The organism is Vibrio sp. V01_P9A10T6, assembly GCF_963877065.1.
GTDB classification, from domain to species: Bacteria; Pseudomonadota; Gammaproteobacteria; order Enterobacterales; family Vibrionaceae; genus Vibrio; species Vibrio anguillarum.
Genome location: NZ_CAWNTB010000165.1, coordinates 1 through 23,554 on the forward strand (window position 1 = coordinate 1; position 23,554 = coordinate 23,554).

At 43.1% G+C, this 23,554-nt stretch carries 21 protein-coding genes; 14 read left to right on the top strand and 7 right to left on the bottom strand.

All coding sequences use genetic code 11. The annotated features are described in order from the left end of the window. The first annotated feature begins 142 nt into the window (after positions 1-142). Complete coding sequence (locus tag AACQ21_RS11595; RefSeq protein WP_105977279.1) at positions 143-2,176, top strand: DNA phosphorothioation-associated putative methyltransferase; 2,034 nt, start codon at positions 143-145, stop codon at positions 2,174-2,176. Here the strand turns inward: AACQ21_RS11595 and AACQ21_RS11600 are convergent. After that, positions 2,173-2,976, bottom strand: coding sequence for a restriction endonuclease (locus AACQ21_RS11600; protein ID WP_094164445.1), 804 nt, complete (start codon positions 2,974-2,976; stop codon positions 2,173-2,175). The genes AACQ21_RS11595 and AACQ21_RS11600 overlap by 4 nt on opposite strands. 6 nt (positions 2,977-2,982) lie before the next feature. Next, entirely contained in the window at positions 2,983-4,107 is a 1,125-nt protein-coding gene (gene dndA, locus AACQ21_RS11605; protein WP_105977280.1) for a cysteine desulfurase DndA, read from the bottom strand. A gap of 114 nt (positions 4,108-4,221) precedes the next feature. On the opposite strand from dndA, the gene dndB reads away from it, so the two are divergent. Genes dndB through dndE form a run of 4 tightly spaced genes read left to right on the top strand, consistent with a single transcriptional unit; the run spans position 4,222 to position 9,633 of the window. Further along, positions 4,222-5,316 (top strand): DNA sulfur modification protein DndB, encoded by a 1,095-nt coding sequence (gene dndB / locus AACQ21_RS11610; RefSeq protein WP_105977281.1) that lies wholly within the window; start codon positions 4,222-4,224, stop codon positions 5,314-5,316. Between the two features lie 20 nt (positions 5,317-5,336). Then, a complete protein-coding gene (gene dndC, locus AACQ21_RS11615) occupies positions 5,337-7,298 on the top strand; it encodes a DNA phosphorothioation system sulfurtransferase DndC (RefSeq protein WP_105977282.1) in 1,962 nt (653 codons plus the stop codon). Further along, positions 7,298-9,268: a DNA sulfur modification protein DndD gene (gene dndD / locus AACQ21_RS11620; RefSeq protein ID WP_105977283.1), complete on the top strand. Its 1,971-nt coding sequence runs from the start codon at positions 7,298-7,300 to the stop codon at positions 9,266-9,268. The genes dndC and dndD overlap by 1 nt, the downstream gene beginning before the upstream one ends. Further along, the gene (gene dndE, locus AACQ21_RS11625) at positions 9,265-9,633 is read left to right on the top strand and encodes a DNA sulfur modification protein DndE (RefSeq protein ID WP_219884459.1); all 369 of its coding nucleotides are present in this window, start codon (positions 9,265-9,267) and stop codon (positions 9,631-9,633) included. Before dndD ends, dndE begins: the two co-directional genes overlap by 4 nt. A gap of 12 nt (positions 9,634-9,645) precedes the next feature. Here the strand turns inward: dndE and AACQ21_RS11630 are convergent, their stop codons facing one another. Genes AACQ21_RS11630 through AACQ21_RS11640 form a run of 3 tightly spaced genes read right to left on the bottom strand, consistent with a single transcriptional unit; the run spans position 9,646 to position 12,056 of the window. Beyond that, positions 9,646-10,932, bottom strand: coding sequence for a DNA sulfur modification protein DndB (locus AACQ21_RS11630; protein WP_105977285.1), 1,287 nt, complete (start codon positions 10,930-10,932; stop codon positions 9,646-9,648). A 14-nt stretch (positions 10,933-10,946) separates the two neighbouring features. Then, complete coding sequence (locus AACQ21_RS11635) at positions 10,947-11,540, bottom strand: hypothetical protein (protein ID WP_105977286.1); 594 nt, start codon at positions 11,538-11,540, stop codon at positions 10,947-10,949. Positions 11,541-11,543: 3 nt separating this feature from the next. Next, positions 11,544-12,056, bottom strand: coding sequence for a hypothetical protein (locus tag AACQ21_RS11640; protein ID WP_146127548.1), 513 nt, complete (start codon positions 12,054-12,056; stop codon positions 11,544-11,546). Between the two features lie 671 nt (positions 12,057-12,727). Between AACQ21_RS11640 and AACQ21_RS11645 the strand changes: the two genes are divergently transcribed. The 9 genes from AACQ21_RS11645 to AACQ21_RS11685 all read left to right on the top strand — a co-directional run bounded on the left by AACQ21_RS11645 (position 12,728) and on the right by AACQ21_RS11685 (position 20,266). Next, complete coding sequence (locus AACQ21_RS11645; protein WP_228209387.1) at positions 12,728-13,090, top strand: transcriptional regulator; 363 nt, start codon at positions 12,728-12,730, stop codon at positions 13,088-13,090. Beyond that, the gene (locus AACQ21_RS11650) at positions 13,081-13,449 is read left to right on the top strand and encodes an SFCGS family glycine-rich protein (RefSeq protein ID WP_017045611.1); all 369 of its coding nucleotides are present in this window, start codon (positions 13,081-13,083) and stop codon (positions 13,447-13,449) included. The genes AACQ21_RS11645 and AACQ21_RS11650 overlap by 10 nt, the downstream gene beginning before the upstream one ends. After that, the gene (locus AACQ21_RS11655; RefSeq protein WP_010320376.1) at positions 13,446-13,739 is read left to right on the top strand and encodes a DUF4312 family protein; all 294 of its coding nucleotides are present in this window, start codon (positions 13,446-13,448) and stop codon (positions 13,737-13,739) included. The genes AACQ21_RS11650 and AACQ21_RS11655 overlap by 4 nt, the downstream gene beginning before the upstream one ends. Before the next feature lie 24 nt (positions 13,740-13,763). After that, positions 13,764-14,540 carry a DUF4311 domain-containing protein gene (locus AACQ21_RS11660; protein WP_017045612.1) on the top strand — a complete coding sequence of 259 codons (777 nt, stop codon included), beginning with the start codon at positions 13,764-13,766 and terminating at the stop codon, positions 14,538-14,540. Positions 14,541-14,550: 10 nt separating this feature from the next. After that, positions 14,551-15,198 carry a DUF4310 family protein gene (locus AACQ21_RS11665; protein WP_017045613.1) on the top strand — a complete coding sequence of 216 codons (648 nt, stop codon included), beginning with the start codon at positions 14,551-14,553 and terminating at the stop codon, positions 15,196-15,198. Between the two features lie 45 nt (positions 15,199-15,243). Then, positions 15,244-16,407, top strand: a complete 1,164-nt coding sequence (locus tag AACQ21_RS11670) for an amidohydrolase/deacetylase family metallohydrolase (protein ID WP_105977288.1) — start codon at positions 15,244-15,246, stop codon at positions 16,405-16,407. Continuing rightward, entirely contained in the window at positions 16,391-17,515 is a 1,125-nt protein-coding gene (locus AACQ21_RS11675) for a DgaE family pyridoxal phosphate-dependent ammonia lyase (RefSeq protein ID WP_105977289.1), read from the top strand. The genes AACQ21_RS11670 and AACQ21_RS11675 overlap by 17 nt, the downstream gene beginning before the upstream one ends. Then, on the top strand, positions 17,506-18,252 hold the full coding sequence (gene dagF, locus AACQ21_RS11680) for a 2-dehydro-3-deoxy-phosphogluconate aldolase (RefSeq protein ID WP_105977290.1): 747 nt from the start codon (positions 17,506-17,508) through the stop codon (positions 18,250-18,252). The genes AACQ21_RS11675 and dagF overlap by 10 nt, the downstream gene beginning before the upstream one ends. A 106-nt stretch (positions 18,253-18,358) precedes the next feature. Then, a complete protein-coding gene (locus AACQ21_RS11685) occupies positions 18,359-20,266 on the top strand; it encodes a BglG family transcription antiterminator (RefSeq protein ID WP_258174236.1) in 1,908 nt (635 codons plus the stop codon). A gap of 199 nt (positions 20,267-20,465) precedes the next feature. On the opposite strand, the gene katG is transcribed toward AACQ21_RS11685, so the two are convergent. Both katG and AACQ21_RS11695 read right to left on the bottom strand, forming a co-directional pair. Further along, on the bottom strand, positions 20,466-22,640 hold the full coding sequence (katG, locus tag AACQ21_RS11690; protein WP_105977291.1) for a catalase/peroxidase HPI: 2,175 nt from the start codon (positions 22,638-22,640) through the stop codon (positions 20,466-20,468). A 305-nt stretch (positions 22,641-22,945) separates the two neighbouring features. Further along, the gene (locus AACQ21_RS11695) at positions 22,946-23,266 is read right to left on the bottom strand and encodes a DOPA 4,5-dioxygenase family protein (RefSeq protein WP_105977292.1); all 321 of its coding nucleotides are present in this window, start codon (positions 23,264-23,266) and stop codon (positions 22,946-22,948) included. Positions 23,267-23,554: the final 288 nt, after the last annotated feature.

Consider the following 23,554-nt stretch of genomic DNA (forward strand, 5'->3'; position numbering starts at 1 on the left):
TAAAATTCAATTAATTAGAGAATCGCAATGTTAATAAAGAAAAAACAAGGTGCATTTAAAATCAAAAAGGTCAACGTAACACATCACTCAATACTATCTGAATGCTTTATACTCTCCGCAAACATGTATTTCAGGTGATGGTATGGATGCAGGACAATTCTCACACTTAGTGGCGCAAATCAAAATCGGTAAACAGCTACCAGAGGCTATCTACTTACATAAAGATGCGTTCAGTGCCTTACCAACAACACTGACCAAGTTTATTCCTGCCGTCGCTAAAGCGCTTAATCTACCTGATGAGCAGTGGGATCTAGTCAAACTGTTTAAAAGGGAGTTCCGTTTATCTTTACTGCATTACCCTGATTTTTATAGCAATTCCTATCCAGCACTTAAACAGAGCCTTAACGTCAACCTCTCTAAGTTAAGTCATAAGCTCACCTGCTATAACGACTCGGATAACCCGCCGATCTTACATCGCAAAGAAACGATGATTTTACCTAATAGCGAATACTACTCGCACTTTGTTAGCCTTACGCAGGAAGGCGAAAATGCCGGTTTGTATGAAAACACTCGCATTATTGGCTTTAAACGATCATGGGAAAATGTAATCGCTCGTCATGGTTATCAGCTCGTTGATGGCCGTCTGTTTCGCTGCTCTGCAATAACAGCCAAGAATGAGATCGGGATTGATCGTCACAAAACAGCACTTGTCCGTCATGAGCTCTCTGCCCCAATGAAAAGCTTAGTTAAACACGGCTACCTTTCTGGTAATTATTCAATTTTTGATTATGGCTGTGGACGAGGTGACGATTTAAGAGAGTTAGAAGCCCACGGATTAGATGCACTAGGCTGGGACCCAAACTTTAGACCAGACGTTGAACAAGTATCCTCAGATATCGTCAATCTAGGCTTTGTCTTAAATGTCATTGAAGATCAAGATGAAAGATTGGAAGCCTTACTTGGGGCTTGGGAGTTAACAGAACGGCTCCTCATTGTGGCCGTAATGCTAGCAAACGAGACTTATATCAATCAATTCAAACCATACAAAGATGGAGTTATTACTTCACGTAACACCTTCCAAAAATACTACGCACAGTCAGAAATTAAAGCTTATCTTGAACAGAGCCTTCAGGAAGAAGCGATCGCTATTGCACCGGGTATCTTTTACCTCTTTAAAGATAAACTAGAAGAACAGCGCTACTTACAAAGTAAATACCAACGTCATCATCAATGGCAGCAGCTCACCTCACCACAGCCAATGGAAGCAAAAGACAAAGCAAAGCTGGTCATCGCCCAGCATCAAGCTCTGTTTGATAATTTTTGGAATACTTGCCTAGAGCTTGGTCGGATACCTGCAAACGATGAGTTTGCAGCAAGTGAACAGGTTCACAGCCTCATTGGCTCACATAAGAAAACCTTTGCTCTGATCGGTGACATGTTTGATACCCAAGCATTTAAACAAGCAGAAAGACGACGTAAGGAAGACCTTTTACTTTATTTTTCAATGGGATTATTTGAAAAGCGCAAACCCTACACACAACAACCTGAAAACTTGAAAAGAGATATCAAAGCGCTTTTTGGCGATTACAACACCGCAATTAACCTAGCAACTGAGCTATTATTCGCCATAGCTGATAAGCCCCTGATTCAAGCACAATGCGAAAAAGCTCACCAACTATTGCCTGCCAGTGTGTTAAACCCCGATCACTCACTAATCTTCCATAAATCATGGTTAGATGAGTTACCGTTACTGCTTAGAGTTTATGTAGGTGCGGGGTTACAAATGTACGGTGAATTGGATGAATCTATCGACCTGATTAAAATTCATATTCGCTCTGGGAAATTGACACTAACGTGCTACGACAACTTTGACAATTCCGTGCCCTACTTAGTGGAGCGAATAAAGATTAAAATGGCCGAGCAAGATATTGATTTTTTTGACTACGTTGATGAAAAAAATCGCCCACCGTTGTTAAACAAACATCTATTTCTACCGATCACGCACACAGACTACAAGAAACAGCTTAGCTTTGATAAACGATTAGCCAAGCTGATGGAGTTTGAACCAGCTGAAGAAACTCAGATGATACGAGCGGAGTTTGAGGTGCTTTTGGGCAAACATCATAAGGAAATCAGAGGTTTTACTTTTGGCAATCTAAAATCAACTTCAAATTAACTGTAAATAAGATCAGCATCAAAATCATAAATTTCGATCTGTTTCCTTTGAATTCCTATGCCTTTTTCAATGATTATTTCCGCTAATTGTTCACCATCTATTAGAACAATAGGAACACAACCCGGTTTAAATGAAACTTCTTGAGCTTCTTTAGTAAAGCTGCTTGTCGTAATAAAGATACCTTGCTCATATTCGCCAGTTATATCCCCTCTAAATTGAGAAACATCTGGACGACCAACTTTATTATTTTCAGCGTATCGCTTGCACTGCGCCGCGACTCTCATCTCAGCGATACCGATCTTTAAAGCGCCTTTCACATCTATTCCACCATCACGGCCGACAGATGTTACATTCATTCTCCTGAAACCATAGCGATTTAAGAAATGCTTGCTAAACTCTTCAAACTCATTAGGTTTCAGAGCACGTAAGTAGGCCAATATCTCAGCTTTACATTTCTCTTTTTGCTGTGCAGCGAGCTCAAAAATTTGCTCGGAACAATCATCACTTTGCAGCTCTTCAGAAGAAGGCTCTTTAATTTCATAACCTACCGTAAACTCGCGATACTGTTCCAGAAGTTCATACTTCCCATCTGTGTGCTTATAAAAATACCTGTCAGCATTCATCTTTGTAAATGCTTTATTCTTAGAGTGCTTATCCATCGTAACCCTAAGAACTTCAAGCGGCTTTTTTGCTCCAAAAGCATACAAATGCTGTCCCACGATTACTTCGTACACTTCAGTTGCCGTTGCTGGCTTTTGAATCGAATTTAGTGCTGCAATAGCCGCTTCATAAATTTTCATAGCGATTTATAAGTATTGTTTAATCTTTTCAATAATTTCCGCCAATGGTAACTCTTTTGTTTGGTAACACCAAGACATACGGATCGCACAATCGATACGATCTTCATCAAACCCCATCGCTGTTAATACGTGGCTCGGTGTATAGCTTGAAGATGTGCAAGCAGAGCCATTAGAAACAGCAGCGATCCCCTTCAACGCAACCATAGCTGCCTCTGAGTTCACTTGTTGAATGGAAAAATTAAGTACATGTGGTGCTGTATTGCGCCCATTAACCTCTATTCCAATTTCAGCAAGTGCTCTCAGTGCTTCATCTTTTAACTTTTGACAGTGCTGCGACCATATTTCAGAGTTTTTATTAGCCAAAGAACACGCCTCTCCTAAACCGGCTATCAGTGCTACAGGCAACGTACCGGGTCTTAAACCCCGCTCTTGACCACCTCCATACATCAGAGGTTGCAATGGGATTTTTTTAAACCCTCTTCGTTTCACAATAAGAGCTCCAACACCTTTCGGCGCGTATAGCTTATGACCACTCACACTAATCATATCGATACGATTGTTTTTTAAAGCTTCACTATACTTTCCGAATCCTTGGGCGGCATCAACGTGAAAATATGTATCATGTCCTTCTAAAACAGCAGCGTATCCTGTGATGTCCTGAAATGAACCTGTCTCATTGTTGATATGCATAATACTAACAAGAAAAGTATCAGGTCTTAGCGCATCAGATAATGCCTCTTTTGATACCAGTCCCGATTCATCACAATCTAGGTAAGTAACCTCAAAACCTTCCGACTCTAGAACTTGTACAGGCTCTAACACCGCTTTGTGCTCAATTTTAGTTGTAATTATGTGTTTCTTGTTTTCCTTTAACGCCCATGCTTTAAGCCCAAGAATTGCGATGTTGTTGCTTTCTGTCGCACCACTAGTAAAAAACACCTCATTTTTTTCAATGCCAACAACATCAGCAACTTGTTGTCTTGCGAGCTCGGTTGCTTGTTTGGCTTTCACACCAAACTCGTGAGTCCTGCTGCCTGAGTTACCAAACTCATCGATCATGTATTTACAAACGATTTCAGCGACTTCAGGAGCAATGGGAGTAGTTGCGTTGCAATCTAGATATGTAGTCATTAAAAAGCCTTAACAAATTGGGAGACAATAACAAGTGACTCGCGTATAGTACACGCCACTGTTCGTACGAACAAAGAAACGTGTTCGTAAAGACACCGATATGTAGATAGAGATATGACTGATGTAATTTCCGGGACTTCATTCCCAGCCATTAAAGGCATACAAGCAGACACCGAATTTTACACGGTGATGTGTCCACTCAAAAGGTTAAAAAGGATTTTTACGTTTGATGAAAGTGCTTTACCTGTAAATGAGCGTGCGCAACGGCTATTGAACCCTGATCGCATACCAGAGATCAGCAACTATATACTGGAGAACAGAGACAGTTACGTCTTTTCGGCCCTTACTGCATGTATCGACGGTGAAACTGAGTTCATTCCAATAGGACAAGGTAAACATCAACAAAAAATTGGAACATTGACTATCGATGACGATGCTGAAGTCTATATTACTGACGGGCAGCATCGCAATGCGGCCATTAATGAAGCTCTTAAACAGGATCCATCTCTTGGTGAGGAGAACATTTCAGTAGTTTTTTTTGTTGGTAAATCCTTACCTGAAAGGCAAAAAATATTTAAAGACCTCAATTTATACCCAGTCAAAACCGATAGTTCACTCAGTATTACTTACGATGGCAGACCTGATGCCCTCCTTTCAAAAAGCGTAGTTTTCGAGAGCAAAACTTTGTCTAAGTTGATACATATGGAGAACAGCAATCTTGGTACGCGCTCCAAAAAACTGGTAAGTCACAGTGCATTGAACAAAGCAACCAAGGAGCTTTTCGATGTAGTCAACAAACATACTTATCAGGAGCAAGCTGTCATAGCGAGGGAATTCTGGGAACATCTCGTTGAAGTGATACCAGCATGGCAATTAGTTTACAAAGAGCAAGTTTCAGGTGGCGAGATAAGGGAAGAGTCAATCCACGCTTACTCTGTGACCTTTCAAGCTTTGGGTATCGTCGGAAATTGGCTTCTAAAGAACGATCCTCTTTGGAAAACGAGAACTCTCGCATTGAAAGATATTGATTGGTCAAGAAGTAACAAGCGCGACTGGGAAGGAAGATGTGTTGTTAATGGTGCTATGCGCAACTCATCAGTAGCAATGAAATTAACAGCAAACCGAATTAAACACTACCTTTCTATTCCTTTAAGTGCAAAAGAAAAAGCCGAAGAAATCAAATTCAAACAAGCGAAACAGCGCCAGTGAACCACGAAGTAAATCCAATTATGACTGTAAATACTGTACAAACACGCTACTCAGCATTTAACGAGCTCGGCTTCAAAGAAACAATCCAACGCTTGGTTACTAAGACAAAAGATCTTTATCAGAAAGATGACATTCCTTGGGTGATAGGCTACAGCGGCGGGAAAGATTCAACAGCGATACTTCAAATAGTATGGAGTGCTGTAGCAGAGCTTAAAAAAGAAGGTAAAGCAACGAAGTCTGTGCACGTCATTAGCACGGACACCTTGGTTGAAAACCCGATAGTCGCGCTTTGGGTCGATCGTTCCTTGAAGCAGATGAAAAAAGCAGTAGACGAACAAAACTTACCTATCCATCCACACCGTCTTACGCCAAAAACAGAAGACAGGTTCTGGGTCAATTTAATAGGTAAAGGCTACCCTGCACCTCGCTATAAGTTCCGCTGGTGTACAGACAGGCTAAAAATTAGCCCTTCAAATTCCTTCATCCAGAATGTCGTGAAAAAGAATGGGGAAGCCATCTTAGTATTAGGAACTCGTAAACATGAAAGCACGGTTCGAGCGGCGAGTATGGAAAATATCGAAAACCGTTCAGACAATACACGTAAAAATGACGGACTCAACGTTAACACGCAACTAGACCGTGTCTGGGTATATACGCCAATCGAAGATTGGACCAATGATGATGTCTGGTCTTTTTTAACTCAACAGAAAAATCCATGGGGCTACAGAAATGCTGACTTGCTCGGTATGTATCAAGGTGCTACGGATGGTGGAGAATGTCCGCTAGTTGTTGACAAATCGACACCAAGCTGTGGGGATAGCCGCTTCGGTTGTTATGTCTGTACCATGGTTGGTGAAGATAAGTCTATGGCGGCCATGATCGCAAATGATGAAGAAAAAGAATGGATGTTGCCGCTGCTCGCACTTCGCAATGAAATCGATATCAATGATGCGAATAAAGACATAAAAGCGAACAAGATCGCGAGAGACAAACATAACCGAGACTTCCGAAGAATGAACGGTAGTCTAACTGTCCATATCAGTATGAAAGAGTTCAGCGAACAAAAAGACTTAACTGATAGCGAAGATATGTTCGAGTTATTAGCACAGTACGAAGACAATACTGATTACAAATACGAGAACTTGCCTGCTGATATCGTCCGTGGTCCATACAAACAAGCTTTTAGAGAATCAATGCTTCGTAAAGTTCTACAGGCGCAAATGGAAGTCAGAGAATGCGGGCCGCAGGATGTTAAAAACATAGAACTGTTGACTCTCGAGGACTTAGAGGAAATTCGTCGTATCTGGGTTGATGAGAAAAACGAAGTAGAAGACAAGGTTCCTCTCATTTATGAAGAAGTAACGGGGCAAAAATACAAGGGCGCACCTAGAGCGTACAGCCCAGTAGTCAATAACGTTATTCTCGGCAAACTCAAGGAATTTTGTGCTAAGTATGAAGACCCTGATGAACTTAAGTACCAACAACTTAGAACCTTACTTTCTATCGAAGATAGATATAAGCATCAGCTACGAAGAGCAAAGATTTCCGAGGATTTAGAATCCGCTATCGACAAAGGTGCTTTCGAGAGTATCGATCATGCCCGCCGATTTGCTCTCGATAAAGTAAAAAATGAAGTGCTCGTAAAGCTCAATCGCCTACAAAGCGTTGGTAAAGGCAAAGAGTTCTTAATGAACATCGTATCCAACCTCCAGATCTTGGACGCTAAAAAGGAAATTAGTAAGGTAAATAAATATAAAGCTTATTATTCTGAGATAACATCAGATAATGACCAAGCTGATGATTCCTTTTCAATCGAACGTAAATTAGTAGATGGTTTAATCAAGATGTATGAATATTATATTCACCAAATCGATACATCTTTTGCTCTATTAGACCGCAAAGCTCAAGAAAACCTAGAAATGAATAATCGTAATAACAAATTACTATCAGCCGACCACTTAATTAAAATAGGAGGCAAATAGTGATTTTTGAACAAGTAAAACTGTATAACTTTGGTATTTATCAAGGTGAGCATATTGTTGATCTTAATGTTACAGATCATGCCAAACCAATCATCCTATTTGGTGGATTAAATGGTGGAGGGAAAACAACCTTTTTAGATTCTCTCCAGCTTTCCCTGTACGGAAAAAATGCTAAATGTTCTAACCGTGGTAAGTTGTCTTACAGTGATTATTTGAAACAAGCTATCAATAGATATAGCAATGATAAGTCTGCCTCTGTTGCTCTGACCTTTAACCATACTCAAAGGACGGAAACAAAGCGATACCAAGTAATTCGCTCCTGGGAAGCAAAATCAAGCAAAGAAATTACAGACAAAGTTCAAATATTAGTTAATGGAGAACTGGATAGTCTGTTGACCGACAACTGGAACGATTTTGTATCTGAGTTCATTCCTCAAAGTATGTCTGAGCTCTTCTTCTTTGATGGAGAAAAGATTGAAGACTTAGCAGATCCTGCACGTTCTGCACAGCTACTGAAAACTGGTATTGAAGCGCTGCTTGGGTTAGATCTATTCACACAATTATCTAAAGACTTAAATAGTCAGAAGCGTCGCCGTCAAGAGCGTAATTTAGATAGCTCTGCGAGTAAAAAAGTTGATGAGTTTAAGCAAAGAAAAGAACTTCTAGATAGCAACCTTCTAAGTATCGAAGAGAATATTCAGAAAGTTCTAGATAATGAAAACGCTCTAGCGAATCAGCTAAAAGACATAGAGATTCAAATGCAAACCTCTGGCGCAAATTTGTTAGATGATGTTAATAACATTCAGCTCGACAGAAAGGCAGTGGCTGCTAAATTAGAGGCGATTGATCACAATCTTATCAAACTTTCAGCGGGTGCGATGCCACTAGCTATTGCGCACAGCTTAATGAATAAAACGAAAAAGCAAGCCTTACTAGAGGATGAGATTATTGGCTTTGATAATGCGCAAAAACATATCAAAATCAACAATGACGAGCTTATTAAACGTTTAAAAGATTCGACAACAGATGATGTTGCTCATCAGGTAAACAGGCTGCTTAATCTAATATGGCAAGAGTCTGAAAATAGTTTAAAACACGAAAAGTACCTAAACGTTAATCCTGTAATATTTGATTTTGCCGAGAATGCTATCAAGTCAGAGACAACGGAAAGTGCTGAGCTATTAAAGAAGAAAAGAGAACTACAAGAGACACTAGCTCTGTTAGATAAGAAGCTAGATGCTGTTCCAGATTCTGAATCCGTTAGAGAACAAATTGAGGCAAAAGGCAGAATTGAAGCGTCGATTGCCCACTCTAAAACAACATTAGAATCCCTAATGGAAGAGCTAGCTCAATGTAAAACTCAAATTAATGAAAATGAAGCACGTCTAGACGCAACTTTAATTCAACAAAATACCGAAGATTTTGAAGGTAAACGTAATCAACAAGTCGCAGAACATCTAGTCGAAATGAAGGAGATTGTTGACGCATTCAAAGCACAACTGATTAAAGAAAACATTGCGACGCTAGAAAAACGAATTAAAAGCAAATTTGATTCACTAGAAAGAAAGTCCGAGCTAATTACAAAAGTTAGCATTAATCCTGAAACGTTTAACCTCACACTAGCAGATTTAGATGGTTTGCCACTGGATACCAAACGGCTTTCTGCTGGTGAGCGTCAACTATTGTCCGTGGCTATCCTTTGGGCACTAGCGGAAGCTTCAGGAAAAGAGATTCCAACCATTATCGATACGCCGATGGGGCGATTGGATGGTAAACACAGAACGAAGCTTGTCGAAAACTATTTCCCAGCGGCGGCTGGGCAAGTAATTTTATTATCAACAGATGAGGAAATTGCCGGGCAATATTACAAGAAGCTAAAACGCTCTGTTGCTAAGGAATACCATATTAGCTATGAAGAAACAGCCAAGACATCGACTATTACTGAAGGTTACTTTGGAGAATTAACATGAGCATTGAAATCGTTCGCTTGTCCGAAAAAGCTAAAGGACAACTCATCACTGTAAAGAAGAATACCAAGATTGATAACTGGAACGTTCTTTGCCGATGGGCACTTATGCTTTCATTGAAAGAAGAGAGTATTCCTCCGCATGAGGATATTGTAATCAACAGCAATGTTGAAATGACTTGGAAGGTCTTTGGTGGCGAGTTTTCAGACATCTATCTAGCAATGCTCCGTCAGAGAATAAAAACAGACTTTGGCAAAATTGATGAAGATGAACTTAATTATCACTTTAAGCTTCATCTTCATCGTGGTATCTCATACTTATTGAGTAAATCTAAAAATATTGATGAATTAATAAAGCTGACCCTATAGGGTCAGCAATTATTAGCTTTCTTCACCCATGAGAACTAGCTCAAGCTCTTCTTGTGAAAATGAATATTGTTGATTCTTAACTTCATGAAACAACTTTCTGGCTCTTTTTATTTGCTGCTTACTATTTGGAGCAATATGAACCATTAAAAGCTCATTGAGTAAATTAGTGAAATCTCTGCTAGTCTGCATTTTCAACTTGCCATCGTTAATTGTACAAACACTTAACCAAGGTCCATCACCTAGCTTCCATGAAAGTGCTTTTAATCTTTCTAAGGCTTCATCCCAAGTTAATAATTTTTGGTCTATTAGGCTTCTCACTGAAGTAGAAACACACCTCTGGATAACCCCTTTCAAGAACGCTTCCTCTGAACCAGGTATAAGTTTGTTTTTTCTTAATGATCTCAGATCATCAGTTTTTTCTACTTTAGATACTATGTTTCCACAAGCTTCAAAAAAACTAACCATCCGCTCAGATATGAGCGTGTATGAGTCTTCTAGATCATCATCAGTTGGTCGCTTAGATAAAGAAATACCATCCAAAGGAGTATCGAATGAAAGATCCTTGACCATCTCATATAGCTGTTTGATTGAAGTTACAGCTTTACGATCTGTATCTCGTACACTTGATGCTAAAGAAAGCTCTCCATTCTCACCTTGCTTCGTAAACACAGATACACGACCATCTCGCCTAAAGAAGCTGTTTTCACTGATGAGTCGTCTAGTCAATATAGCGAAGCCATCATCTTCATCTAGTGCTAGATTCTCACTCTTTGTCGTGCTTTTGGCGTTTTTGTTGATATTAGTGAATAGACGCCTAGTTTTCTCTTTTCCTTCCTCAGTATCATAGTGACTTACCAAAATAACGCTAATTTCTTCATAACCTAATTCAGGATTTTTCTTTATGGCATCTTTTATCGCTTTGAGTCGATGTTGACCATCCAATGCAAAATATTGTTGACCACCATCAAATGTTAATACACCAAAGCTATTATCCAACCCTTTTAAGTACTCTTCACTGTCTTCCATTCTTACTGGCATATAGTGAGGGTCACCACCGTAAGCAGCAACGATAAGCGAGCCTAAAAAGCGATGTTCTGAGCGAAGTAAATAATCTGTAATCTCTTTAGTTCGCTCCGAAATCCCTCGCTGAATAAGAGAGTTTAGATCATCATTATTACCACCTAGTTCATACGCAAAGTTAACTTCTTTAGCAACCTGAGCATATTTCATAACACAAATATAGTAAATCCAATCACCTACCCTTGCTTTTAATGCGGGGATTAGTGTTTTATTTGACATAATAAATTCCTTATTCAGAATGCTGGTTCAAAAGCTGGAGCTATTTTTTTAGGCTCAATTTTCGCACGGATTGGCGCCTTAAATGCTTTGTTTCCAGGTGGATTAAATAAATTAATTAAACGTTTTTCAATATCTAGAATTTGCTCTGGCATAGCATTATCCATTGTCATATACCATAACTCTAATCGACCAAGATTTAATACCTTCCTCAACCGGCTGGCACGATCACTAGGCATGTTCTCAGTCCAATGAATACTTGGGCATTTATTTATTTCATTTTTATAGTCGTTGTTAAACCTTTTCAAAATACTGCTATCACCATTCGCTGCTGAACCAATATAAACAACGTATCGAAAATCGGCGAAATCATTATGACATTCAATCATAAAACCAGGTCGCCAAATAAACATATAAACCCCTTTAGTGTCAGGGAGTGATTTATAAGACGCGGAAGAAACATTTGATATCTTTTCCCAACCATCACCACATATATCTATGTCTTCAGAAAGTGCATTAATAAAATTTTCGTCCTGTAAAAACTCCATGGGAAAGTAGAGTTCCAATGGAACACTATCGCTAGTTCTATATCTTGCTAATGTTTTTTCCATAATCTACAACCGCTTTTTAAGTGAAATATCTATAGCGTTTATTTTATTTGTCTTCGCACCTTTAAAGGTGAATTTCCCTTCAAGTTGAGCTCCAGCACAAACAACATACATTAGCAGAGTACCAAAACTAGATTTACTCTTGTTCTGCGGTGACAAAGACAACATAACAACCCCGTCCAAGATCTGGCCTAGAACTAAATAGCGTCCTTGAGTTTCAGTGTCAGAACTTTTGACACCTTGAGAGAACCAGCCTTTTAATACGTGACCATACTGTTTTTCGATGTTTAGTACATAACTCACGGTCTGTTCTGCAAATTCCATTTTGCTTACAACTTGCCCTTGATCATCAGTCATTTGTACAAGCGTCCACTCCCCTCTCACGTCTACACCTCGGTAGATCTGAGTTCGAAGCCAAGGAGTAAATACTGTAGCCCAAGTTTTAATAACAAGCCAAACCAAAAAAGCAGAGACTACCCCACTTGGTATACCTAATAATATTGTTTCCCAATAGCTCAAAACACCGCCTTCCATCTCACAATTTACTCTGAGTCAACATATACTACTTTATATATTCTGACCACTTGCAACATCAAAAAAACACTTTCTAATCATTATGTTATAATCCCTCCCCAAAAAAACGTTCTATACCGCATTTTGACTACCTTTTTAGCTCTATCGATATACAAGCTGTAATGCTTCTCAAGCTTGTTGATGGTCTCCACCAATCACTCCTGCGCGTTTTTATCATTGACGCTGAACTGATCTTGATTCCAATTCTGAGAATCTTAAAACCCTGAGATTCATGATGCAATGCATAAGATTGTGTATGTCGATCTTAGTATGGTTTTTAGTGATAAAACGCATGCTTTCCTCTCAAAGCCATCCTCCGTTAATATTGCATGCTTCCTGACGCTCGATTGGGAAAATAAACATAAAACCAAAATAACCGTCCGTTATTTTGTGACAGGCAGCAAATAAAGAGACGATAAATTTGCGCTTAAAATAGCGATTCAAATCACCTTTTCAGCGTATTTACTCCCATAAATCTTCTTCACACATCACATAAAACCGCGCGAATGTTACTAGCCACGGTTTATTTCCATTTGGAAGTGGAAATAGGGCCTATCCACCCTTGATCCCTTTTACGCTATTTTCTTCTCCAAGCTAAACATTTGGAGAATCCCACGGTGCAAAACTCTCAACCCATTAGCATGGATGATGCACAGATTATAGAGCTTGGCTTGTCGCTCACCGAACGAGCCATTGCCTTGCTTAATTCACACGCTATCTACCCCGATTCGCTACAGAAAAAAATGCTCGAAACACACATCAAAGCGATGGTTTGGCGCTCATTTAGCGGTGAATCGTTGCCTGAACTCGATATGGAGATGTTTGATGAAATCTCTCCCATTTGTTTCACCTTGGCCGAGCAAGTGTGTCGTTGGATGGAGAACCTCGCTTATGAAGAAGCGCATCTGCTTTCGGTCCATTTTGAAGTAGCTAAAGAAAACGAATTAAACCCAACAGCAGGAGAAACAACATGTCAGTAATCAAAGTCGTTATTGGTGATCGCATGGGCAAAGGTCAGAAAGTAGGAGCTGGTGCTCAAGCGGCAGGCGCTGAAGTGACCGTTATTCCCGGCATGGCCGCAGACATGAAGCTAGGTGATGTCATGCATCAGCAGCAAGCCGATTTAGGGATCTCTTTTTGCGGCAGCGGCGGCGCTGGTGCTATCACAGCGCAAACAAAATATGGCTATCAATGCCGTTATGGAATGCGCTCTGTTGAGGAAGGGATAACCGCGATCAATGAAGGCTGTGTGGTTTTGGGTTTCGGCTTTATGGATAAAGAAGAGCTGGGCGAAAAACTGGTGAAGGCGTTTGTGGCTAAGCATGGCATCAAAGCATGAAAGAGCAGTTAACCACTAAGGTAACTGTGAGTGGCAAGGGCGAAACAAAGCAGCAGGCTTTTGCCGCGGCTTTAAGCCAAGTACAACCCACGTTACTTAAGAATAACGCAAAAGTCCTCCTCCGGATTGAGCCGTTAGACGTCAACGTTTTGCAAGCAGAAGAGAAAGTAAAGCGAGAGAAATTCCTTTTCTTCTTTCTTGCAAGAGATCGACGCCAATACAGCGTCAAGCTAGAGGTTACGGTCAGCCTGACCCACATCGATGTGGAACAGGTCGATTTCAAACGTTAACAGGTCACTATAAGGATCCCTGACATGTTTCTTATCATTCTCTTTAAGTCCATCATCATTGGTGGCTTAGTCGGTATCGGCGTTGGAGTAGGCGCGGCAAGGATGTTCCATGCTCCAACTATCCAAGGTATGGGTGCATTTCGTACTCTGGGAGAGTTGAACTCGTGTGAAGGCGACCCAGCCTCTCACTTCTCTTTTGGGCTTGGATTCTTCTTTAATGCTTGGGCCTCAACGGTTGCGGCAGGGGCATTCACTCAAGATGTTGACCACCGCATCATCCCGAACTGGGGCGCGGCGGCGCTGATGATAAAAAACCGCGACCTTGCCACTACCTTGCATGATCCAAAACGAATGGGCATTGCTTGCGCCATTATCGGTGCAATTGTGGTTGCGTTTCTTAACTCAACGGCGGCGGCCGTTCCTGCGGCGCTGCAAGTCACGGCGGTAAAGGTATTAGTACCAGCGGCAAACTTACTGGTGAATACCGTCATGCCGGTTATTTTCTGGCTAGCGGCAATTGAAGCGGGTAAGAAATCGGGCTTTTGGGCCACTATCTTTGGTGGTTTAGCTCAGATGATTATGGGCAACGCCGTTCCTGGTTTGGTGCTGGGTATTTTGATTGGTAAAGGTGTTGAAGAGAGTGGTTGGAACAAAGTAACCCAGATCATGATGGCGGCGATTATTGCACTGTTTGCGTTAAGTGCTTTCTTCCGCGGGTTCGACATGAAATTTATCGAAGCTTTCCATATGCAAGTTCCTTTGTGGCTTGAAAACATCCATCTCATGATCAGTGGTAAATAAGGAGTTGACCATGGACGAAAAAATGAAACACAACTTTTGGTATGCCGACTGGTCTTTCCCGATTTTCGTGGGCTTGCTTTCAGCCGGGGTTTTTGCCGGAACGCACATGTACTACTTATACGGTGTCGGTGCTTTTAACGAAGTGGCGTTTGTTTCCATGCTGCGAGCAGGGATGGATACAGGCGCGTACGGTGCGGTGGCCGCTTTTGGTGCAAGCTTTCTGTTTGCACGCATCATTGAAGGTTCGCTCGTGGGCATTTTGGATATCGGTGGCGCAGTGCAAACCGGTGTGGGTTTAGGGATTCCAGCTTTACTACTGGGTGCTGGCATTGTTTATCCTCTTGAAAATTTCACCGCTTCGTTAATCACAGGCATGCTCGCTGGTTTGGCGATTGGTGGCTTAATTGTGCTGGCACGTAAATTCACCATCAACCAAAGCGATTCAACCTACGGGGCTGATGTGATGATGGGAGCAGGCAATAGCTCTGGCCGTTTTCTTGGACCATTGATCATTTTATCTGCGATGGCCGCTTCTATCCCGATTGGGATCGGCTCTCTAGGTGGCGCATTGATTTTCTATGTGTGGGGTAAACCGATTACAGGTGGTGCCATTCTCGGAGCGATGGCGTTAGGAGCTCTTTTTCCTATCGCACTGTAAAACAAGCTGGGGTTTAAATTCTACTGAGAATCGCTCTTCGCGCCGATGAGCGAAGAGCGTGAGATGCAAATTATGTATGACATCCTGATCAAAAATGCCCAACAAGCGGGTGGGTGTAGTATCGATATCGCCCTTCAGGGCAACAAAATAGCGGCGGTGGGCGATCTTGCTGGTTCATTGGCAAAACAGACCGTCGATTTAGATCATGACGTTTTTGTCAGTGCTGGTTGGATTGACGGCCACACTCACTGCTATCCGAACTCGCCTATTTATAACGACCACCCCGATAACGTTGGGGTGTCCGGTGGCGTGACGACTGTCATTGATGCGGGCAGCACAGGCGCAAACGATGTGGATGATTTTGCGCAGCTTGCAGCGCAATGCACAACCCATGTGCGCGCACTACTTAACATCTCGAAAATTGGCTTGTTACGCCAAAATGAACTGGCCGATGCTAACGACATTGATCTGGATAGCGCAAAGCAAGCACTGCTTCGTCATCCCGAATTTATTGTCGGCTTAAAAGCACGCATGAGCGGTAGTGTTGTCGGCCACAATGGCTTAATGCCACTTCATGCAGCCAAAGCATTACAACAGCAATGCGGCTGCGTTCCATTGATGGTGCACGTTGGTAATGCGCCGCCAGATTTGGATGAGATTGTCGCTCTGCTGGGCAAAGGCGATATTCTCACTCACTGCTTTAATGGCAAACCTAACCGCATTCTTGATTGTCATGGGGAAATAAAAAGCAGCGTTCAACAGGCCAGAGCTCGAGGCATGAAACTTGATATCGGCCACGGCAGTGCCAGTTTCAGTTTTGAGGTGGCTGAGCAGGCCATCGCACAAGGGATTTTGCCCGATACAATCAGTTCTGACATTTACTGTAAAAACCGGCTCAATGGCCCGGTTTACGGTCTTGCCCACCTGATGTCGATGTTTTTTACACTCGGATTATCCCATGAGCAGATCATTGAGCGCGTGACGAGTCAAGCAGCGCAAGCACTTCGCCTAGCGAAAAAGGGGCACTTAATTGCAGGCTATGATGCCGATTTAACGCTCTACACCATCAATAAAGCATTGGTTAACTACACCGATACTCATCACCAGCATCGAACTGGACAACAGAGATTTACGCCTCTTGCTGCCATTATTGACGGCAAGCTTGTATTGACTGAACAAGGACAACAGCATTATGTCTTCCATTCTTGAAAAATATCACTTGAAACAAGTGATCAACGCATCTGGCCGTATGACAGCTCTTGGTGTTTCTACTCCGCAACCCGAAGTGGAACAGACTGTCTGTTTTGGGATGAACAACTACTTTGAAATGAGCGATTTGGTGAACAAAACCGGCCAATATATTGCTCGTTTGCTGCAAGTTGAAAATGCAGTCGTGGTCTCATGTGCTTCAGCGGGGATTGCACAGAGTATCGCGGCAGTCATTGTGCGTGGTAACCCTTATCTGCTTGAGCATCTGCATGCAAAAACGCACTCGATCGCAACGGATATTGTGATCCCCAAAGGGCATAACGTCAATTATGGTGCCCCGATTGGCAGCATGGTAAATCTTGGCGGCGGTAACCTGATTGAGGCCGGTTGGGCTAATGAATGCAGCGCAGAACAATTAGCCGCGGCAATCACCCCCAATACCGCCGCCATTCTCTACATTAAATCGCACCATTGCGTGCAAAAAAGCATGTTAACCGTGGCACAAGCGGCCAAAGTGGCTCAAGACCACCAGCTTCCGCTGATTGTTGATGCAGCAGCAGAAGAGGATCTACAACTCTATTATCAGCAAGGGGCTGATCTGGTTATCTACAGTGGTGCGAAAGCGATTGAAGGCCCAACCAGCGGTTTAGTGATTGGGAAACATCAATATGTGGAATGGGTTAAGCAGCAATCTGCAGGGATTGGCCGTGCTATGAAAGTCGGTAAAGAAGGCATTTTAGGCCTAACGCATGCCATTGAGTTGTACTTAAGCCGCCAACCAGAAACCGGCCAACAAATGGTGGATAAAATGACGCCATTTATCGAGGGGTTAAACCGTATTGAAGGGATAAGCGCGCGCGTGGTTTGGGACAGTGCAGGCCGAGATATCGCACGTGCAGAAGTGAGTTTTGATGCCAAACAATTTGGTATCAGCGCTAATGAAGCCGTCACACGCCTGCAAAATGGTAACCCAGCGATTTACTGCCGCGCTTACAAATCCAATGAAGGTTCGGTGGAATTTGATGTCCGCAGTGTTTCATCTCATCAACTTGAACTTATTCTTAGCGCCATGAACCAACTGAATCAGGAGTCATTAGAATGTCTTTAAGCCCTAATTTTTACGCTGACCGTGTATGTCTCAATGTGCTGGCGGGCTCTCATCATAATGCGATTGAAGTCTACCAAGCCGCAGAAGGCCATGTGTTGGTCGGTATGCTCTCGAAAGATTACCCAGATACCGCAAGCGCTGCGGCTGATATGAAAGCGTGCGCTAAAAAAATCGAGAATGCTTTATCGATTGGCCTTGGCGCAGGGGATCCGAAACAATCGGATATGGTGACGGCTTTAGCCGGAATACTACAACCTCAGCATGTCAATCAAGTCTTTACTGGTGTCGGGGCTACGCGTCAAGCGCTAGGTCAACATCACACTATCGTGAATGGTTTGATTTCACCATCAGGCACTGTTGGCTTGGTTAAAATCTCAACTGGCCCGAAAAGTTCAGGTATGGAAGAAGCGGTTGTTCCCGTTGATACGGCGATTGCCATGTTGCAAGATATGGGCTGCAGCTCGGTCAAATTCTTCCCAATGCAGGGGCTAAAATGCAAAGCTGAGTACCAAGAAGTTGCCAACGCCTGTGCTCGTCACCACTTTTGGTTAGAGCCTACTGGTGGTATTGATTTGGACAACTTTGAAGAGATCTTACGCATCGCTCTCGATGCGGGTGTAGAAAAAGTCATTCCACATATCTATAGCTCAATCATCGATGAGAAAACCGGACAGACTCGCCCCGAGGATGTGAAAACCCTGCTGGCCATGACTCAAAAACAACTGGCACATTCATAACACCGACGCCGGAGCATGTGCTCCGGCATAACAAAGCGTTGGCTATCTATTGCCTTTAGTGCATTTTACCTTTTAGATAGCGCTGTTCATGCTGGAATAGGAATCGATGATGTACAAGCTACCGCACCCTCGCCTAATTCATTTGTTGGATGCTGTATCCGCCTCGCCTTTGACTCAGGACGAACTTGCGCAACGGCTTAATGTTTCGACACGCACCATACGCACCGATGTCGCGCTGCTCAATAATGTGATGGTCAATCATGGCGCACATCTTCTCCACCAGCGCGGTTCCGGTTACCAACTCAATATTTACAACCCATCAACTTTCGAGCATTTTTTGTCGAGGGTGCAAAATGCAGAAACGATTCCAAGGACCAGTAAAGAGCGCATCATTCAGATTCAAGTACTGCTATTAACGGCAGAACAAGGCGTAAAAATTGACGAATTGGCCGAGACATGGAATCTAAGCCGCACCGTTATTCAAAATGATATGGTTGATGTACGCAGCCAACTGGCCACGTTTGGTTTATCGATTGAAAGTAAACCTCGTTTGGGCATGCTGATCCAAGGCCCAGAAATGGCGATTCGCTCCCGTTTAACCCAACTTATCTACATCGAACAAAAAGAGACAAAACAAGCTCTGGGCTTTATTAGTACGATTTTCCCTGAAAAATCTCAGCAAATTTTTGCAGCGCGCTTTCGTGAAGTGTTGACCAACCATACACTCTATATCAATGATATTGGGCTGCGTTGGTTAACCCTTTATGCTGCCGTCACACTGCACAGGCTTGCGTGTGGCAAAGAGCTTACCGAATTTTCTAAAAACGATGTTCATGAAACGACGCTACCAATTGCCAAAGCGTTATTTTCTGCGCTACCGATGCTGTTACCCGCCAATAACCATGAAATTGCCGCCTTGGCGATTCACATTCAAGCGAGAATTGCGACGAATCAAGCACTCCTTAGCCAGGGTGTACAGCATGAAGCCGATGCTCTAGTCACTCACATCTTTGATTATATCTATCAAAATTACCCTTACGATGTGCGTGACGATGCGCTATTACGCCGCGATCTTCACAACCACGTCTGCCATATGATCATTCGAGTCAAACATCATGTCGCCACAATTAACCCATTGGCCGAGCATATCAAACAGCACTACCCACTCGCTTACAGTATTACCTTATCGGCCATCGCAGACTGGATCAGAGAGACGGGTTACTGCATGACACAGCACGAAATAGGCTATCTTGTGATTCACATTGGTGTGGGGCTTGAACGTAATTACCATTTAGGTCACCGTACACCCAAAGCGCTCCTGTATTGCGACGCCGGTAATGCCGCAACACTTGGGCTAGAAGCGATCATCCGCCGCCAGTATCCGCAATTGGATATGAAAACGGTTTATTCCCCTGAACAGTTGATCACCGCTGATGCCACGCAAGCGGACCTCATTATTACCACCATGCCCTTAGCCAATAGAGAGATTCAGAGCTTTGTGGTTGACCCCTTCCCTACCCAACATCAATTGGAAGAACTGGGCAAACAAGTGTTGGTTGATCGCACGCACTCTTATCTTTTGGATAAGTATTTTTCCAAGGCTCAATTTCTCTACCTTGATGACGTCATTGAGCAATCACACCTCTTTGAGCAGGTTTGCTCGCATCTTGAATCAACGGAGTTGGTAGAGGAAGGATACCGAGCTTCACTGCAAGAGCGAGAGAGTTTGGTTTCAACCATGATGGGCGAATACATTGCTCTACCTCACTCAATTGAACTCTTTGCTAAACGTTCGATGGTTTACACCGTCGCTGCACCGCGTGGAATTGAATGGGGTAATGGTGAAAAAGCCTATCTGATCTTTTTCCTCGCCTTAAGTAAATGTGACTATGAAGAGGCGATGGGGCTGTATGATCTTTTCCAAGTGCTGATTAATAAAAAATTAGGCAAAAGTCTGTCGCAATGCGAAACCTTCAAGCACTTCAAAACACTGGCGCACTTGGAATTACAATAAAATATATCGCTGTGTGATGCTTCCTAGATGCCCTCTATTTTTTAGATACCATCTGTTTTTAGGTTCCGTCTGTTTTTAGAAACACTCGTTTTTTGGGGACTAGTCTCTTTTATAAACAAGCCGTTTAGAGAGAAAACCGAGACACCACAAGGCCCTCGCTAAGAGGGCCTTAATATCAAGATTACTGAATGAAGAGGGTTTACAACACGTCGAAGCGATCGGCGTTCATGACTTTGGTCCAAGCAGCGACAAAGTCTTTGACGAACTTCTCTTTGTTATCGTCCTGCGCGTAAATTTCAGCGTATGAGCGCAAAATGGAGTTTGAGCCAAACACCAAATCAACACGAGTCGCTGTCCATTTTGTTTTACCGCTCTTACGCTCAACCATATCGTAAGAGTTACGGCCTGTTGGCTTCCAAGTGTAATTCATGTCGGTGAGGTTAACGAAGAAATCGTTAGTCAACGCCCCAACACTGTCTGTCAATACACCATGTTGACTGCCGCCATAGTTTGTACCGAGCACTCGCAATCCACCAATCAATACGGTCATTTCTGGGGCGGTCAGGCGCAATAGTTGCGCTTTATCTAGCAGCATCTCTTCTGGGTTAACCACGTAATGTTTCTTTTGCCAGTTACGGAAACCATCCGCCAATGGCTCAAGCACATCAAACGATTCCACATCCGTTTGTTCAAGCGTTGCATCACCACGTCCGGTAGTAAAAGGCACAGTAATATTAACGCCTGCCGCTTTGGCCGCTTGTTCAACACCGACGTTACCCGCCAAAACAATGGTATCGGCGATGCTAATACCCGCTTCAGCGGCAATTTTCTCCAGGACAGTCAACACTTTGCTAAGTCTTTCTGGCTCATTACCTTGCCAATCTTTTTGAGGAGCCAAGCGAATGCGCGCACCGTTAGCGCCACCACGTTTATCGGAACCACGGAAAGTACGAGCACTATCCCATGCGGTGCTGACCATCTCACTGATGCTTAAGCCGCTGGCCGCTATTTTTGCTTTGACTGCATTCACATCATAATCTTTACGACCTGCGGGGATGGGATCTTGCCAAATGAGATCTTCTGCCGGAACATCAGGGCCAAAGTAGCGCGCTTTAGGCCCCATATCGCGGTGAGTAAGCTTAAACCAAGCTCGCGCAAACACTTCAGAGAAATACGCTGGGTCTTTGTAGAAGCGCTCTGAGATCTTGCGATATTCAGGATCCATCTTCAGCGCCATATCGGCATCGGTCATCATGGGGTTATAGCGAATGCTTGGGTCTTCCACATCAACCGGTTTATCTTCCTCTTTGATGTTGATTGGCTCCCACTGCCACGCGCCAGCAGGGCTCTTCGTCAGTTGCCATTCGTAGGTAAACAACAGGTGGAAGAAGCCGTTATCCCACTGGGTTGGGTGCGTAGTCCATGCACCTTCAATACCACTGGTAACGGTATTACGGCCAATGCCGCGGCTGGTGTGGTTATTCCAACCCAAGCCTTGTTCGTGCAAGTCCGCCCCTTCAGGATCTGGTCCTAAGTCCGCAGCGCTACCATTACCATGCGCTTTACCCACCGTATGCCCACCCGCTGTCAGCGCCACGGTTTCTTCATCATTCATTGCCATGCGCTCAAAAGTGACGCGCATGTCATGTGCGGTTTTAAGCGGGTCTGGATTACCGTCAACGCCTTCAGGGTTTACATAAATCAGGCCCATCATCACGGCAGCAAGCGGGTTTTCTAGATCGCGCTGACCGGAATAGCGGCTATTTTCTCCGCCACTTGGCGCTAGCCACTCTTTTTCTGAGCCCCAATAAGTGTCTTTTTCTGGGTGCCAAATATCTTCACGACCAAAAGCGAAACCAAAGGTTTTAAGCCCCATGGATTCATAAGCCATATTACCCGCCAAGATCATCAGATCCGCCCAACTGATTTTGTTGCCGTATTTTTGTTTGATTGGCCACAATAAGCGACGAGCTTTATCTAAATTGGCGTTATCAGGCCACGAGTTAAGCGGAGCAAAACGCTGGTTGCCAGAGCCCGCACCACCTCGACCATCTGCAATTCGGTAAGTACCTGCAGAATGCCATGCCATGCGGATCATCAAACCGCCGTAATGCCCCCAGTCGGCAGGCCACCACTCTTGGCTATTGGTCATCAGTGCTTTGAGATCTTTTTTCAAGGCATCAACATCCAATGTTTTTAGCGCATCGCGGTAATTAAAATCCGCACCCATTGGGTTGGTTTTCACGTCGTGCTGGTGAAGAATGTCAAGATTCAGTGATTTTGGCCACCAATCCATGTTCGATAGTTCAGCAGAAGTTACTCCGCCGTGCATGACAGGGCATTTACCGCCCGAATTCATACCTTTATTCTCCATTGCGTTCTCCTTGCTTCGCATTACTGCGGCTATTTAAGTGTGCTTGATTTATTCTAAAAACACTCAGCACAGTCGATATTGACTGAACATTCTCTGTATTAAATTCAAATGCAACAAAACTTAGAACAACATTATGTATATGCAATAACAACGGGAGGTAATGTGCCAGCAGTCACGACTTGGTCGAAAAACTTTTTTATTTAAAACCTTGCCACAATTATTGTGCTCTGTTGCTTCATGTAAAGACTAGACAAGATGAGCATTAAACACTAATTCACTGTGGCTATTAATTTGATAGGCATCCTCTAACGTAATACGGCCAAGTTCACTCCTAAAGCCTCTCCTAACCACAGAACTTGCCCCTCAGAATGGTCATACCTATCGTCTCCAGAAACTGGATGGATCAACACGCTAAGACCTTCCCGATGTTCATCTAACCACTCAATAAATCCGTGGCTATTGTCAGCAAGGTGTACTTCAAACATCGGCTTTAAGTGCGGGCCAACAAGCCTTGGTACTAAGCCAAACATGGCTTGTACATCATGTCGTTGTTGGGCAATTTTTTGTTGTACGCGTTGTGCTTTCGCTTGCTCTGCGAGATCAAAATAAACATGGGCATGAAACATAAAATAACTCCTCTTGATTTTTAAGCAGTGTACTACGCCAAAAGAGCATAGAAACCACAACAAATTTGCTGATGATTTTCAGCTAATTTGAAGGTACTAACCACAACGTATTCTATTTTAAGAGCCAAGAAATGGGCATTATCACACGATGACGTTGATTCAAACCAAGAACCAGCGTATTAAATAACCTCAAACTTTCGATGGTGGATACCCGCTTTGCAACCTATCAATCAACTGCTCCTCTCAATGCAGCCGTTATTGGAACAGTACGGCTACCTAGCACTGATC

Excerpts from the sequence above, each read along its gene's own strand:
- dagF (WP_105977290.1), top strand. The coding sequence starts at position 17,506 with ATGTCTTTAAGCCCTAATTTTTACGCTGACCGTGTATGTCTCAATGTG.
- dndC (WP_105977282.1), top strand. The coding sequence starts at position 5,337 with ATGACTGTAAATACTGTACAAACACGCTACTCAGCATTTAACGAGCTC.
- AACQ21_RS11630 (WP_105977285.1), bottom strand. The coding sequence starts at position 10,932 with ATGTCAAATAAAACACTAATCCCCGCATTAAAAGCAAGGGTAGGTGAT.
- AACQ21_RS11670 (WP_105977288.1), top strand. The coding sequence starts at position 15,244 with ATGAGCGAAGAGCGTGAGATGCAAATTATGTATGACATCCTGATCAAA.
- AACQ21_RS11675 (WP_105977289.1), top strand. The coding sequence starts at position 16,391 with ATGTCTTCCATTCTTGAAAAATATCACTTGAAACAAGTGATCAACGCA.
- AACQ21_RS11635 (WP_105977286.1), bottom strand. The coding sequence starts at position 11,540 with ATGGAAAAAACATTAGCAAGATATAGAACTAGCGATAGTGTTCCATTG.
- AACQ21_RS11595 (WP_105977279.1), top strand. The coding sequence starts at position 143 with ATGGATGCAGGACAATTCTCACACTTAGTGGCGCAAATCAAAATCGGT.
- AACQ21_RS11655 (WP_010320376.1), top strand. The coding sequence starts at position 13,446 with ATGAAAGAGCAGTTAACCACTAAGGTAACTGTGAGTGGCAAGGGCGAA.
- AACQ21_RS11660 (WP_017045612.1), top strand. The coding sequence starts at position 13,764 with ATGTTTCTTATCATTCTCTTTAAGTCCATCATCATTGGTGGCTTAGTC.
- AACQ21_RS11650 (WP_017045611.1), top strand. The coding sequence starts at position 13,081 with ATGTCAGTAATCAAAGTCGTTATTGGTGATCGCATGGGCAAAGGTCAG.
- AACQ21_RS11685 (WP_258174236.1), top strand. The coding sequence starts at position 18,359 with ATGATGTACAAGCTACCGCACCCTCGCCTAATTCATTTGTTGGATGCT.
- dndA (WP_105977280.1), bottom strand. The coding sequence starts at position 4,107 with ATGACTACATATCTAGATTGCAACGCAACTACTCCCATTGCTCCTGAA.
- dndB (WP_105977281.1), top strand. The coding sequence starts at position 4,222 with ATGACTGATGTAATTTCCGGGACTTCATTCCCAGCCATTAAAGGCATA.
- AACQ21_RS11600 (WP_094164445.1), bottom strand. The coding sequence starts at position 2,976 with ATGAAAATTTATGAAGCGGCTATTGCAGCACTAAATTCGATTCAAAAG.
- AACQ21_RS11665 (WP_017045613.1), top strand. The coding sequence starts at position 14,551 with ATGGACGAAAAAATGAAACACAACTTTTGGTATGCCGACTGGTCTTTC.
- AACQ21_RS11695 (WP_105977292.1), bottom strand. The coding sequence starts at position 23,266 with ATGTTTCATGCCCATGTTTATTTTGATCTCGCAGAGCAAGCGAAAGCA.
- dndE (WP_219884459.1), top strand. The coding sequence starts at position 9,265 with ATGAGCATTGAAATCGTTCGCTTGTCCGAAAAAGCTAAAGGACAACTC.
- katG (WP_105977291.1), bottom strand. The coding sequence starts at position 22,640 with ATGGAGAATAAAGGTATGAATTCGGGCGGTAAATGCCCTGTCATGCAC.